We start from the raw sequence: 12,814 nt of genomic DNA on the forward strand, positions 1-12,814 counted from the left end.
GGCGCGGGGGCGCGCCCCTGTAAGTCCCTGAGATAAGGCAGCGTGACCTGTACGACAACGGACGATTGGGCATGGGGGTGCGCCAAGGTTGCGCTGATCCTGTGCCCTGCTAAACTTTCCGTGAAAGATATTTCCAAGAAGGTTTCCACGCCGGCCGGAACGGTCGCGGAAAGACAGATTGAATGGATGATGACACGCGGCTTCGCGGCGGCCATGGGCCGGGCGAGGGTGTGCAGGGATTGGTTGCGGCATTGGCCGACGGCGGGCGCGAAGCCGCATGCGCCAACACCTATGCCGCGCTCGATCTCGGAACCAATAATTGCCGTCTCCTGATCGCCTGTCCTACGGGCGACAGTTTTCGCGTGGTCGATTCGTTTTCACGGATCATCCGGCTGGGTGAGGGCGTCTCGACATCCGGCGTGATCAGCGACGCCGCGATTGCCCGCGCGATCTCGGCTCTCAGCATCTGCCGCGACAAGATCCGCGCGCGGGACGCACAGCGGCTGCGGCTGATCGCAACCGAGGCCTGCCGCGCGGCCTCGAATTCGGACGCGTTTCTCGACCAGGTGGCGCGCGAAACCGGCATCACGCTGGAGATCATCGATCGCGAGACCGAAGCGGCGCTGGCTGTGATTGGCTGCTCGCCGTTGATCGATCCGCAGGGCCGCGGTGCCATCCTGTTCGATATCGGCGGCGGCTCGTCGGAACTGGTGCGCATCGAGCGTGATCCCACGGATCCCAAGGGCAAACCGTTGATCAAGGCGTGGATGTCGATCCCGCTCGGCGTGGTGACGCTGGCCGAGAAATTCGGCGGCAAGCACGTGACCCGGGACAGCTACACGCAGATGATTGCGGAGGTCGCCCGGCACGTGGCGCCGTTCGCCGCCGAACATGCCGGCGATCTCGACGGCATGCATATGCTGGGCACCTCGGGCACAGTAACCACGCTGGCCGGCGTCTATCAGGGGCTGGCGCGCTACGATCGCCGCCGCATCGACGGCATCTGGCTCAGCAATGCCGAGCTCGACGAGACCATCTCCAGGCTGCTCGACATGACCTATGCGGAACGCGCCGCCAACCAGTGTATCGGCCCCGACCGTGCCGATCTGGTGCTGTGTGGCTGTGCCATTCTGGACGCCATCCGCAACGCGTTCCCCCTGCCGCGGCTGCGTGTGGCGGATCGGGGGCTGCGCGAGGGCATGCTGGTGGAAATGATGCGCGAGGATGGCGCGATCCGCGCGTCCTGAGCCTGATTTTCCCGATTCAGAGCGAATATTCGGGTTTCCCGCCATGCCGTGCTAAGGGAAACGCGAATAGCTGAAAGCAAGCACGAGACCATGGCCAAAGACACCACCGGACGCCTGCGGATCCAGGTCAAGAGCGCCGGCAGAATGAAACTGTCGTCGAAGCTCTGGCTCGACCGCCAGCTCAATGACCCCTATGTGCAGCAGGCCAAGAAGGACGGCCTGCGGTCGCGCGCGGCCTACAAGATCATCGAAATCGACGATAAGTACCGCTTCTTGAAGCCCGGCCTGTCCGTGGTCGATCTCGGCGCTGCGCCTGGCGGCTGGAGCCAGATCGCGGCGCGGCGCGTCGGCTCGGCCGAGGGCAAGGGGCAAGTGGTGGCCATCGATCTCCTGGAAATGCCGGAGATCGTCGGCGTGACCTTCGCCCAGATGGACTTTCTCGACAATGATGCGCCCGACAGATTGAAGGCGATGATGGGCGGTCTCGCCGACGTGGTGATGTCCGACATGGCGGCCAACACCACCGGCCATCGCAAGACCGATCAGCTGCGCATCGTTGGCCTCGTCGAGGATGCTGCGGCCTTCGCCGCTGACGTGCTCAAGCCCGGCGGCACCTTCGTCGCCAAGGTGTTCCAGAGCGGCGCCGACGCCACGCTGATGACCCAGCTGAAGCGCGACTTCGCGACGGTGAAACATGTGAAGCCAGCCGCCAGCCGCAAGGACTCGTCGGAGCGCTACGTGCTGGCCATGGGTTTTCGCGGCGTGGCAGGTGATCACCGGCTCGGTGAGCACGACAACTAGGTCGTGAGCGCATAGGCGACTCTAAGTCCGATTTGGTAGAGCGCTCGATCTCACTTGTGTGATGGCAACACCGGAGATGGCGAGCAGCGCCCCGACAATCAACGTTGGAGTGATATGCTCGTCAAGGAACAGCACGCTTGAAATCAGGGCAAAGACCGGAAGAAGCAAACCGAATGGCGCCACGCGGCCCATGGTGCAGCGAGCGATGAGCCAGAACCAAAGGCTAAATCCAACAATTCCTCCGATGAAAACGGTGTAGGCGAGCGCGAGCCAACCACGTTCATCCGCCGTGACGAGGGACGTCAATTGTCCATCTTCAAGGACAAACGACATCAGCATCACCTGTGGCACCGTGAAGAGAGAGGACCAGCCCGTCAACATCAAGGGGTCGAAGGGTCCGTGCCGCTTCGTTAAGACGTTGGCGACCGCGAAGGCGAGTGCTGCCCCGACCACCAGCAGAATCGGAATAGCGTTCGCAGACACACCAGGCCCCGCTGCAAGCACGACCACGCCGAGAAATGCCAGCAACACCCCACTAGACGTTACGAGAGACGGTCTCTCCGCGAGCAGCGGCCAAGCCAACAGGATGGTGAAGGGCGTGGCGAGTTGATATGCGACGGCCGAAACACTTCCGGAGCCGAGCGCGAGGCCGACATAGAAGAGGCCGAAGTTCAGCCCACCAAGAAAGACCGAGATCGCGGCGACAGGGCTGAGTTCCTGACGTGCAGGCTTTTTGACGAACGGAACGAGCAGCAATGCCATAGCCAGAAAGCGCAGGCCAAGGAAGAAAAGCGGCGGAAATTCCACAATGCCCACCTTGATGACCACGAACTGATAACCCCAAAGCAAGGGTACCATCACCGCGCAGACAATCTGGATGAGCGACATGACACTTTCCATTCAAGACTGTTCGGTCCAGATATAGGTGCGCTCAACCAGCCACGCCTTGACGCGTTACCTGATGAAGCGTTCGAGAAGAGCGTCAACGGTGGCTTGCGATGTGCTTCGTGTCGGACGTGTTTTACCTACGACACGCAGCCCCTCGACGAAGCAGACCAGCAGTCGCGCCGCGCTTGCGGGCTCGACACCATGAGCCAACTCGCCTGCGGCCTTCGCGCGCGACAGCGCATTGGCTACTTTGGTCTCCATAGCTTTGAAAAAGCCGCCGATGCGGCGATCGACTTCCGGGTCGCGGCCACCCAACTCCATGGCTGTCGCGACCAGCAGGCATCCGCGGCGACCATTGGCGCCACTCGTCCGATCGACGTAACCAGCAAGGTAGGCCCGTAGGCCAGCGACTGGCGCGCCACGCGGGTCGAGTTCGATGTCGATTCGTAGCAGGGCGTCGGCAATGTAGCGATCGAGCGCACGCAGGAAGAGTCCGCGCTTGTCACCGAAGGCGGCGTAGAGACTGCCACGCGAGAGGTTCGTCGCTTGAAGAAGGTCCGGAAGCGCCGTGGCATGATAGCCGCGCGACCAGAACACGTTCATGGCGCGCTCGATGGCAGCTTCCGTGTCGAAACCTCGGGGGCGGCCGCGCGGCAACCGCACAGGGGAATGATGTTCCATTGGTGATATATGGACCGATTGGTCATTAATTGCAAATGACAGCTTAAGGTGATGGGAGGGGGAGTTTGTGACAGGGCGCGCTTTGAGCGATCTGTCGGCTCTCGTCATCTTGCGGTCGGATGATTTACTTCGCGCTCTCGCATTTCGGCGACAGCATCGGCACGTTCGGCCATGACCAGTTTCGCCAGGATCCATCGCGCTCGACGCAGGCTGGCGGTGTTTTAGCGGCATCCGGATCGGTCTGCTCTTTGGCATCCTGCGCGGTCACCTGCTCAATGGGCGCGGGCTTCGGCGGAAATCGCCTGTTCACATATTCGAACGACATGACGCCGGCGATGATCGTGAGGACGATCGTGGCGAGACCTATGGCCCATTGCGAGCGCGTCACAACTCACCCCAGCTTCTGATCCCTTGCATCTGCGGTGCCTTCGCTGGCCGCTTTGACAGCGGCTTTTGCCTCGCCCTTGCGGCTGGCGATATCGATCACTTTGCGGCCGGAGATTTCGTGGCCGGCGTCGTCCGGCATCTGCCAGAAGAACCAGGCCGAGGCTGCCGAGATCACGGACACCACGAGGAAGGCCGGTGCAAAGTCGGCAGCCGACAATTCGGTCATGCCGCGCATCAGCATGGTGGATTCCACCGAGAATGCACCGATCGCGACGCCGGCGGAGATCGACAGCTGCTGGTTGACGCTGACCAGCGTGGTGGCGCGGCTCATCTGCGCCGTCTCGACTTCGGCATAGGCAACCGTATTGATCGCGGTGAATTCGAGCGAGCGGAAGAAGCCGCCGACCACCAGGATAATCAGGATCAGCATCAGCGGCGTGGTCACCGTGAACAGCGCACAGGCGGCGAGAAATACCGAACTCACCACGGCGTTGACGGTCATGACATTGCGGAAGCCGAAGGCGCGGATGATGCGCGCCGCCAATGTCTTCATCCCCATGGCGCCCACTGCCGAGCCGAAGGTCACCATGCCCGACTGGAACGGCGACAGGCCGAAGCCGACCTGCATCAATAGCGGCAGCAGGAACGGCAATGCGCCGATGCCGAGCCGGAACAGGAAGCCGCCGATGATGGCGGCGCGCAAGGTCACCAGCCGCATCAGCGAGAAGTCCAGCACCGGGGACGCGGTGCGCCGGGCGTGGATCACGTAGAGGGTCATGGACACCGTGCCGATGCCGACCAGTGCGGCGACGATCGGCCATGGCAGCAGATTGAGGCCCGCGACCGAGAGGCCGAAGGCAATGCCGGCGAGCCCGACGCCGGCCAGCACCAGACCCAGCAGATCGAAGCGCTCCGGATCCTCCGAGCGGATCGGATCGATGAAGCGCAACGCAAGATAGATGCCGAGGCAGCCGATCGGGATATTGATCAGGAAGATCCAGTGCCACGAGAAGTAGGTGGTGATGAAACCGCCCAGCGGCGGTCCGATCACCGGGCCGATCAGCGCCGGCACCGTCATCCACGCCATGGCACTGACGAGCGCGCTTTTGTCGATGGAGCGCAGCAGCACGAGGCGTCCCACCGGCGTCATCATGGCGCCGCCGAGGCCCTGGATGATACGGGCGATGACGAAATGCGTGACCGATTGCGACAGCGCGCAGCCGATCGAGCCGATCATGAACACGCCAATGGCGATGGAGAACACGGCGCGTGCGCCGAACCGGTCGGCGGTCCAGCCGGATGCCGGAATGAATACCGCGAGCGAGAGCAGGTAGGAGGTGATCGCCAGCTTCAACGTCAGCGGACTGGTGCCGATATCGGCGGCGATGGCCGGCAGCGAGGTCGCGATCACCGTGGAGTCCATGTTTTCCATGAACAAGGCGGAGGCGACGATGAGCGGGATCAGGCGTTCTTTATTCATGAAATTATTGATGATTCTTACGAGTGCCCAAGCTGCGGGCGCTTTAACATCCTGCCGGGGCGTGGGCTATTGCGAGAGGCCGAATACCTCCTAAATCATCCGTGACTGCGCCCGCCCGGCTGGAGGCCGAAAACGCCTAAAATCCCTGTGCATGGCTGCCAAACGCTTTGATTTCGTGCAGCAGCATGCTATCGACCACCGCCAATCCTACTTATGGGTTCAGATTCGACGACGGTGTCCTGCGCCGCCGTCGAATTGGTGCATCCAGAGGTTTCTACCGCGATCCCGAGGTCGCCGCATGGAGTTGGCAATGGCAGTCGTTCAGAAGATCCGCGAAGCGTACACGTTCGATGACGTTCTGCTGAAGCCCGGCCTGTCGGACATCCTGCCTTCCGACGCCGATATCCGCTCCCACGCCACCCGTGCCATTCCGCTCAATATTCCGATCATCGCATCGGCGATGGATACCGTCACCGAGGCCCGCATGGCGATCGCCATGGCGCAGGCCGGCGGTCTCGGCGTGATCCACCGCAACTTCGATCCGGAGGGCCAGGCCGCGCAGGTCCGGCAGGTCAAGAAGTACGAATCCGGCATGGTGGTAAATCCGCTCACCATCGGCCCCGATGCCAAGCTGGCCGAAGCGCTGGCGCTGATGAGCGAGCACGGCTTCTCCGGCATTCCCGTCGTCACCGGTGCGAGCAAGGACGTCCCCGGCAAGCTGGTCGGCATTCTCACCAATCGCGACGTGCGCTTCGCCAGCAATCCGAACCAGAAAATTTCCGAACTGATGACGCACGAGAATCTCGTCACCGTGCGTGAAGGCGTCAGCCAGGATGAAGCCAAGCGCATGCTGCACAAGCATCGCATCGAGAAGCTGCTCGTCGTCGACGATCAGTATCGCTGCGTCGGCCTGATCACCGTGAAGGACATGGACAAGGCCGTCGCGCATCCGCTTGCCAGCAAGGACGCGCAGGGCCGTCTGCGTGTAGCTGCCGCAACCACTGTGGGCGAGGGTGGTTTCGAGCGCACCGAACGTCTGATCGATGCGGGCGTCGATGTCGTTGTTGTCGACACCGCGCATGGTCATTCGATGCGCGTGCTGGAAGCCGTCACGCGCATCAAGAAGATTTCGAACTCCGTGCAGGTGATCGCCGGCAACATCGCCACCACCGAAGGCGCGCAGGCGCTGATCGATGCAGGTGCGGATGCGATCAAGGTCGGCATCGGCCCGGGCTCGATCTGCACCACACGCATCGTCGCCGGCGTCGGCGTGCCGCAGCTCACCGCGATCATGGATGCGGTGGAAGCCGCGAAGAAGCACAACATTCCGATCATCGCCGACGGCGGCATCAAATTCTCCGGCGATCTCGCCAAGGCGCTCGCTGCCGGCGCTGACATCGCCATGGTCGGCTCGCTGCTCGCGGGCACCGACGAGACCCCCGGCGAAGTGTTCCTGTGGCAGGGCCGTTCCTACAAGGCCTATCGCGGCATGGGCTCGGTGGGCGCCATGGCGCGCGGTTCGGCGGATCGCTACTTCCAGCAGGACATCAAGGACACGCTCAAGCTGGTGCCGGAAGGCATCGAGGGCCAGGTGCCCTATAAGGGCCCGGTGGCCAATGTGATGCATCAGCTCGCCGGCGGCCTGCGCGCCGCCATGGGCTATGTGGGCGCCAAGACGCTGACCGAATTCCACGACAAGGCAGAATTCGTCCGCATCACCAGCGCCGGCCTGCGGGAAAGCCACGTGCATGACGTGACGATTACCCGTGAAAGCCCGAACTATCCGGGCGGCGCTTAACTATATGCGTGATATGCGGCACTTTCGCAGTGCCGCATAGGCATCGCTGCCTAAATTGAGCCCCACAGATCGGCGAAAACGCGCTATTGTTCGCGCGTCACGTGCGCTGTCGGCCATGGATGTCCCGTTATGGATTTCCAGGGCCGGACGAACCCGGCCGCGGAGCTTGGCGCCGCGTTGTGATGCTCATTTTCGACAATGACCTCGTCACGCGTCGAAGTAACACCCGCAGAAAAGAACGTTGGATACTATGGCCATTGAATGGACGGACGAACGCATTGCGGCTCTCGACACCGCGCAACTGAAAAACCTGCGTGAGAACGCCACACGCCGCGAGGTCACGGCGCTGGTTGAGCTTTGCACCACCGAGCTCGCCAAGCGTAATGCCGACAAGCCGCGCAGGATCGGCCAGCCGCGCAGCGAGGCCAAGCAGTTCGAGCATGACATGTCGGCGGAGCTCGCCACGGTCGGCAAGGCGATGGCCGAGAAATACGATCTCTCCGAAGCGACCGCCAAGGCGAAGTCCGAAGGCGTGAAGGGCTTCAAGGCGCACAAGCTGCTCGGCTCCGATGGCCATGCCAAGCTCGGCGGCATGCAGCGCGATGGCTCGGTCGCAGTCGATCGCTACATCTCCTATCGTCGCGGCACCGATATCGCGTCGCTCAGCGTGTTCCTGCTCAAGGATCAGCCGATCGAGGCGCATGAATTTCAGGTGATCGCACCGCTGACGATGCTCGACGGCGGCAAGCCCGTGGCTGAAATCCGTCCGACGGCAACGGCGGCGCAGAAGCAGTCGGCCGACGGCGGTCTGTCCTTCAAGGATCTCGACAGCGCAGCTGCAGCATTCGACAAGGTGCTGGCGAAGATCACGGCCTGATATTTGCCGGTTTACGTTTTGAATGCGGCGCGCGATCATCGCGCGCCGCATTTTTTTGCGATCAAGAAATAGAAACGGAGAATTCCCATGTCAGCAGCCAAACGCGTCGTTCTCGCATCGCGCCCACACGGTGAGCCCGGCCCATCGAATTTCCGTATCGAGGATTATGCGGTGCCGACGCCGGGTGAGGGCGAAGTGCTGCTGCGCACGATCTGGCTGTCGCTCGATCCCTATATGCGCGGCCGCATGAATGACGGCCCGTCCTATGCCGCGCCGGTGCCGGTGGATGGCGTGATGGAAGGCGGTACCGTGTGCGAGGTGATCGCTTCGAACAATCCGGGTTTCGCGAAGGACGATATCGTGCTGGCTCATGCCGGCTGGCAGACCCACGCGATCTCCGACGGCAAGGGGCTGCGCAAGCTCGATCCGAAGCTGGCACCGATCTCGACGGCCGTCGGCATTCTCGGGATGCCGGGCATGACCGCCTATACCGGCCTGCTTGCCATTGGAAATCCGCAGGCCGGCGAAACTGTGGTCGTTGCCGCAGCCTCCGGCGCGGTCGGCTCTGCGGTCGGCCAGATTGCGAAGATCAAGGGCGCACGTGCCATCGGTATCGCGGGCGGCGCCGACAAGTGCCGCTATGTGAAGGAAGAACTCGGCTTCGATGAATGCCTCGATCATCGCGATCCGGATTTTCCGGCAAAGCTCAAGGCCGCGTGCCCCAACGGCATCGATGTGTATTTCGAGAATGTCGGCGGCGCGGTGTTCGAGGCAGTGTTTCCGCTGCTGAACTTCTTCGCGCGCATTCCGGTTTGCGGATTGATCGCACAATACAACGATACGACGTCGGAGGCGCCGAAATGGGCCGGCGCGATGATGCGCAACGTGCTCACCAAGCGCCTCAACTTCCGCGGATTCATCGTGCGTGACTTTGCGTCGATGCATGGCGACTTCCTGCGTGACATGTCGCAATGGGTGCGCGAGGGCAAGGTAAAGTACAAGGAGCACGTCACCGAAGGTCTCGATAACGCGCCAACGGCGTTCATGGGGCTGCTGAAGGGCGCGAATTTCGGCAAGCAGCTCGTGCGTGTCGGCGCCGACAAGGCGTAAGGCGAATACGCCTTCAGGCTGTCATCACTGCGGGCGCACCGTGCCGTCCGCATTGATGACGGTGAACAGATCGATGTCAGTCTGGCCCGGCGCGCGGCGGTGACGCACTTCAAAGCCGTCGGGCTGGAAACTGTATTCCACGAGCCCGACTTCCTTGACGCCGATCGTCTCCTGCTTGTCCTCCGGACCAATGATGAAACTACTTGAGGGCGCCCAGATGTGCCTGACGCCGCGCCATATGGTGTCGCGCCGCTGGTGCACATGACCACAGGCGACGAGCCGCAGATCGACAGGGTCAAGCAGATCGATGAGACGCCGGCGCGCCGGCATCGGGACGTAGCGGATCGACGTTGCGGCCAGTTCCGGATCGTCCGGTGCATTCAGAAATAGCGGCTTGTGGATGAACAGCGCCAGCGGCCGTCCGTTCAGGCCCGCCAGTTGCGAGGCGAGCCAGTCGAACTGTTCCTCTTCGCAGGCGAGCCCGCTATTCATGATCAACGAGTTCAGACCGATGAAACACCAGCCGGCCGCGTTGAAGCGCCAGTGGTCGTGTCCAAAGACCGAGACGAATGCCTGCCGGTTCTGCTCGGAAATCAGTTGGCTTGGCGGCGGGGCGACCAGAGTCGGGTTGTCGCCGATGTCGTGATTGCCCGGCAGATAGCGGCAGGCGACGGGAAGGGCGTCATGCAGTGACCTGGCAAAGGCGAGGTCATCGGGATGGCCCGGGCCATCGAAGGCAAGGTCGCCACTATTGATGACGAGGTCTGGCTTTGCCGCGTCGATGAACGCGCAGACGCGCTGGAAATTTGCGGCGAACTGCGGAAAGCCTGCGCCGAGATGCGTATCGGTGATCTGGATCAAGCGGAATTCGGACATGGCGGGAACTCCTCTAGTGGGGAGTGTAGCCGTTCCGGATGTCAGCCAGATGGCTTGTGCAACCGAAAGGTTAGATCACGCGATATCTGATTGCATAGCCGTCGTTGCGGGCCGTCTTGCCTGCACTGGCTGAAGCGCTCACGTGATCGACCAGATGCCACGGGCTGAATTCAGTCGAGTGGCTCGGGCTTGCGGCCAGCCGCAGTTTGAATATCAGCGGTGCTTCGCCCGGCACGTTCACGATCATCACACGCTGCGCCGTGCGAAATTTCAGCGGCACGGTACCCCTGAGAATGCTCTCGCCCTTGTTCGTGAAAGTCGGGCCTTCGCTGATGGCGGCGAGGGCCTGGTTGCGGTCGGTATGCAATTCGATCTGCGTGGCTTCCGCGATGATCTTCGCCGCGACCGCGTCGGGCAGGCGGATTTCGAATTCGACGGCGGGTCTGGTCGGATTGATGCCGAGATAGCCCAGTGCCGTGTGGCGCATGTCGGTGGCGGCGAAGGCCAGGAGGCCCAGCACGGCCAGCGCCGCGACGCCGTGGTGGACCACGTCATGGACCGAGCGATATCGGGCCCGGAAATAGAGATTCAGCAGGATGGCCACCGCGAGCGCCGCGGCGGCGCCGGCCAACGCCGACATCGTGAGGCCGGCCCAGCTGTCCGGGTCGCCGGGCGTCAGCATCGCAAAGAGGGCATCGAGATAGGCCATGGCGGGGCTCACGGGCAGAACTCTTGAGGCTGGCGCGCCGCCGGGCAGCGCCTGCAAATGGGTGTCGAGGGCCGCCCAGCCGGTTCAATGGAACCTGCATGGAACCGATATGGAACTCATATGGAACTCTTGGGCCGGTTAATCGTCATGTTCCAAGGGGCGGGTCTGTAGCGCGAGCGGGGTGCCGCGCGGCTCTGAATTCCCCGGGCTGAGGAAATTTCAATGTCGATTCAATGGGTTTTGTTGCCGGTTTTCGTGCTGGTGGCGATTACGCTGGGCATGTTCTTCTGGACCGGCCGGCGCGGCGGCCTGCTGAGCCGCAACGACGCCGGCGATCTGCCGAATACCGCTCCGCAGCTCGATCTGCTGTTCTATGCGCTGATCGCCATCGGCCTGCCGCTGCGCAAGATCGATCTGGTGCTGGTCTGCCTGTCCTGGATCTTCGTGATCGCCCGCTTCGTGGGCACCGGATTCATTGCCAATAGCCGGGGATCGCAGGCCTGGCTCGCCAGCGCGCTTGTGTTGTTGGCGATGTGGTTCTACTTCGCGCTACGGATGCTTCTCCTGATCTGATCGGGAGCGGCGTCGCGCCTCTCTCCGTTGAAAGATTGCCATGACTCCCGCCGCACGCCTCTCCGCCGCGATCGAAGTGATCGAGGCCATCGACACCCAGCGTGTCCCCGCCGCCAAGGCGCTGAAGGAATGGGGCACCGCGCACCGCTTCGCCGGCTCCGGCGACCGGGCCGGGATTTCCGGGCTGGTCTGGGACGTGCTGCGGCGGCGCGCCTCCAGCGCCTGGATCATGGACGACGACACGTCGCGGGCGCGGCTGCTCGGCATGCTCAAGGCCGAGCGCAGGATGGATGTCGATACGATTGCCGCGCTCTGTGACGGCAGCGGTTTTGCGCCGGCGCCGCTGTCTGACGCGGAGCGTTCGGCGCTGGCGTCGCGCACGGTGGCGGATGCACCGGCGCATATCGCCGGCGATTATCCGGAATGGCTCGACGGCCAGCTGGCCGATGTATTCGGCGACGATCGCGTGGCGGAAGCCACCGCCATGGCCAGCCGCGCGCCGCTGGACCTGCGCGTCAACACGCTGAAGGCCAAGCGCGAGAAGGTGCTGGGCTCGCTGCGCCATCTCGGCGCCACCGAAACGCTCTGGTCGCCTTTGGGGCTACGCATCGAGCTCGGCGCCGATGCGCGCAATCCCGGCATCCATGCCGAGGAGGATTTCATCAAGGGCGGCATCGAGGTGCAGGACGAGGGCTCGCAGCTCGCGGCCCTGCTGTCCGGTGCCAAGCCGGGTGAGCAGGTGATCGACCTCTGCGCGGGCGCCGGCGGCAAGACGCTGGCGCTGGCGGCGATGATGCAGGGCAAGGGCCGGCTGATCGCCACCGATGCCGACAAGCGCCAGCTCGCACCGATCCACGAGCGGCTGTCGCGCGCCGGTATCCACAATGCCGATATCCGCACCCCGAAGGGCCCGGATGATACGCTGAGCGACATTCACAACTCCGCGGACCTCGTGCTGATCGACGCGCCATGCACCGGCACCGGCACCTGGCGCCGCAATCCCGACGCCAAATGGCGGATGCGGCCGGGCGCCCTCGAGGTCCGGATCAAGGACCAGGCCGAGGTCCTCGACCGCGCGGTGGCGCTGGTGAAGCCGGGTGGCCGGATCGCCTATGTGACCTGTTCGGTGCTTCCCCAGGAAAACCGCGACCAGATCCGCGCCTTTACCGCCCGCCAGCCGGAGTTTTCGGTGGTCCCGCCGGCGCAGGTGATGTCGGTGCTGTGGGACAAAGCCGAGGATTTCGCCGCGGCGACCTATCAGAGCCCGGAAGGCCTGCTGATGACCCCGCGGAAGACGGGAACGGACGGGTTTTTCGTGTCGGTGATGAAGCGCCAGCCGGTAGGCTGAGACCCCTTCGCCGTCATTGCGAGCGCAGCGAAGCAATCC

13 protein-coding genes are annotated in these 12,814 nt (G+C 63.1%); 7 read left to right on the forward strand and 6 right to left on the reverse strand.

Features of this window, described 5'->3' with window-relative positions; translation table 11 throughout:
- The first annotated feature begins 182 nt into the window (after nt 1-182).
- The gene (locus LPB73_RS09465) at nt 183-1,247 is read left to right on the forward strand and encodes a Ppx/GppA phosphatase family protein (RefSeq protein WP_093761470.1); all 1,065 of its coding nucleotides are present in this window, start codon (nt 183-185) and stop codon (nt 1,245-1,247) included.
- A gap of 90 nt (nt 1,248-1,337) precedes the next feature.
- The gene (locus tag LPB73_RS09470; protein ID WP_068730972.1) at nt 1,338-2,048 is read left to right on the forward strand and encodes an RlmE family RNA methyltransferase; all 711 of its coding nucleotides are present in this window, start codon (nt 1,338-1,340) and stop codon (nt 2,046-2,048) included.
- A gap of 21 nt (nt 2,049-2,069) precedes the next feature.
- Here the strand turns inward: LPB73_RS09470 and LPB73_RS09475 are convergent, their stop codons facing one another.
- From LPB73_RS09475 to LPB73_RS09490, 4 genes are all read right to left on the reverse strand, one after another.
- The gene (locus LPB73_RS09475; protein WP_231080401.1) at nt 2,070-2,936 is read right to left on the reverse strand and encodes a DMT family transporter; all 867 of its coding nucleotides are present in this window, start codon (nt 2,934-2,936) and stop codon (nt 2,070-2,072) included.
- 66 nt (nt 2,937-3,002) lie between these two features.
- Nucleotides 3,003-3,539 (reverse strand): TetR/AcrR family transcriptional regulator, encoded by a 537-nt coding sequence (locus LPB73_RS09480; RefSeq protein WP_231080403.1) that lies wholly within the window; start codon nt 3,537-3,539, stop codon nt 3,003-3,005.
- Nucleotides 3,540-3,741: 202 nt separating this feature from the next.
- Nucleotides 3,742-4,005 (reverse strand): hypothetical protein, encoded by a 264-nt coding sequence (locus LPB73_RS09485; RefSeq protein ID WP_231080404.1) that lies wholly within the window; start codon nt 4,003-4,005, stop codon nt 3,742-3,744.
- 3 nt (nt 4,006-4,008) lie between these two features.
- Nucleotides 4,009-5,484 carry an MFS transporter gene (locus LPB73_RS09490; RefSeq protein WP_115029190.1) on the reverse strand — a complete coding sequence of 492 codons (1,476 nt, stop codon included), beginning with the start codon at nt 5,482-5,484 and terminating at the stop codon, nt 4,009-4,011.
- A gap of 310 nt (nt 5,485-5,794) precedes the next feature.
- On the opposite strand from LPB73_RS09490, the gene guaB reads away from it, so the two are divergent.
- From guaB to LPB73_RS09505, 3 genes are all read left to right on the forward strand, one after another.
- Nucleotides 5,795-7,282, forward strand: coding sequence for an IMP dehydrogenase (gene guaB, locus LPB73_RS09495; RefSeq protein WP_089263865.1), 1,488 nt, complete (start codon nt 5,795-5,797; stop codon nt 7,280-7,282).
- A 250-nt stretch (nt 7,283-7,532) separates the two neighbouring features.
- Entirely contained in the window at nt 7,533-8,159 is a 627-nt protein-coding gene (locus LPB73_RS09500; protein ID WP_089263866.1) for a hypothetical protein, read from the forward strand.
- 87 nt (nt 8,160-8,246) lie between these two features.
- Nucleotides 8,247-9,269, forward strand: a complete 1,023-nt coding sequence (locus LPB73_RS09505) for an NADP-dependent oxidoreductase (protein WP_231080406.1) — start codon at nt 8,247-8,249, stop codon at nt 9,267-9,269.
- 24 nt (nt 9,270-9,293) lie between these two features.
- Here LPB73_RS09505 and LPB73_RS09510 read toward each other — a convergent pair whose 3' ends face one another.
- Nucleotides 9,294-10,145, reverse strand: a complete 852-nt coding sequence (locus tag LPB73_RS09510; RefSeq protein WP_231080407.1) for a metallophosphoesterase family protein — start codon at nt 10,143-10,145, stop codon at nt 9,294-9,296.
- A gap of 70 nt (nt 10,146-10,215) precedes the next feature.
- On the reverse strand, nt 10,216-10,911 hold the full coding sequence (locus LPB73_RS09515) for an acriflavin resistance protein (protein WP_231080408.1): 696 nt from the start codon (nt 10,909-10,911) through the stop codon (nt 10,216-10,218).
- A gap of 165 nt (nt 10,912-11,076) precedes the next feature.
- Between LPB73_RS09515 and LPB73_RS09520 the strand changes: the two genes are divergently transcribed.
- Both LPB73_RS09520 and LPB73_RS09525 read left to right on the forward strand, forming a co-directional pair.
- Complete coding sequence (locus tag LPB73_RS09520; RefSeq protein ID WP_231080409.1) at nt 11,077-11,427, forward strand: hypothetical protein; 351 nt, start codon at nt 11,077-11,079, stop codon at nt 11,425-11,427.
- Between the two features lie 40 nt (nt 11,428-11,467).
- The gene (locus tag LPB73_RS09525; protein WP_231080411.1) at nt 11,468-12,775 is read left to right on the forward strand and encodes an RsmB/NOP family class I SAM-dependent RNA methyltransferase; all 1,308 of its coding nucleotides are present in this window, start codon (nt 11,468-11,470) and stop codon (nt 12,773-12,775) included.
- Nucleotides 12,776-12,814: the final 39 nt, after the last annotated feature.

Origin of the sequence: Tardiphaga sp. 37S4, assembly GCF_021044645.1 — a bacterium.
In the GTDB taxonomy this organism is placed as follows: Bacteria; Pseudomonadota; Alphaproteobacteria; order Rhizobiales; family Xanthobacteraceae; genus Tardiphaga; species Tardiphaga robiniae.

Bases quoted from the DNA above. Each gene is read 5' to 3' on its own strand.
- LPB73_RS09500 (WP_089263866.1), top strand. From the start codon at position 7,533: ATGGCCATTGAATGGACGGACGAACGCATTGCGGCTCTCGACACCGCG.
- guaB (WP_089263865.1), top strand. From the start codon at position 5,795: ATGGCAGTCGTTCAGAAGATCCGCGAAGCGTACACGTTCGATGACGTT.
- LPB73_RS09470 (WP_068730972.1), top strand. From the start codon at position 1,338: ATGGCCAAAGACACCACCGGACGCCTGCGGATCCAGGTCAAGAGCGCC.
- LPB73_RS09465 (WP_093761470.1), top strand. From the start codon at position 183: ATGGATGATGACACGCGGCTTCGCGGCGGCCATGGGCCGGGCGAGGGT.
- LPB73_RS09525 (WP_231080411.1), top strand. From the start codon at position 11,468: ATGACTCCCGCCGCACGCCTCTCCGCCGCGATCGAAGTGATCGAGGCC.
- LPB73_RS09480 (WP_231080403.1), bottom strand. From the start codon at position 3,539: ATGAACGTGTTCTGGTCGCGCGGCTATCATGCCACGGCGCTTCCGGAC.
- LPB73_RS09520 (WP_231080409.1), top strand. From the start codon at position 11,077: ATGTCGATTCAATGGGTTTTGTTGCCGGTTTTCGTGCTGGTGGCGATT.
- LPB73_RS09475 (WP_231080401.1), bottom strand. From the start codon at position 2,936: ATGTCGCTCATCCAGATTGTCTGCGCGGTGATGGTACCCTTGCTTTGG.
- LPB73_RS09510 (WP_231080407.1), bottom strand. From the start codon at position 10,145: ATGTCCGAATTCCGCTTGATCCAGATCACCGATACGCATCTCGGCGCA.
- LPB73_RS09490 (WP_115029190.1), bottom strand. From the start codon at position 5,484: ATGAATAAAGAACGCCTGATCCCGCTCATCGTCGCCTCCGCCTTGTTC.
- LPB73_RS09505 (WP_231080406.1), top strand. From the start codon at position 8,247: ATGTCAGCAGCCAAACGCGTCGTTCTCGCATCGCGCCCACACGGTGAG.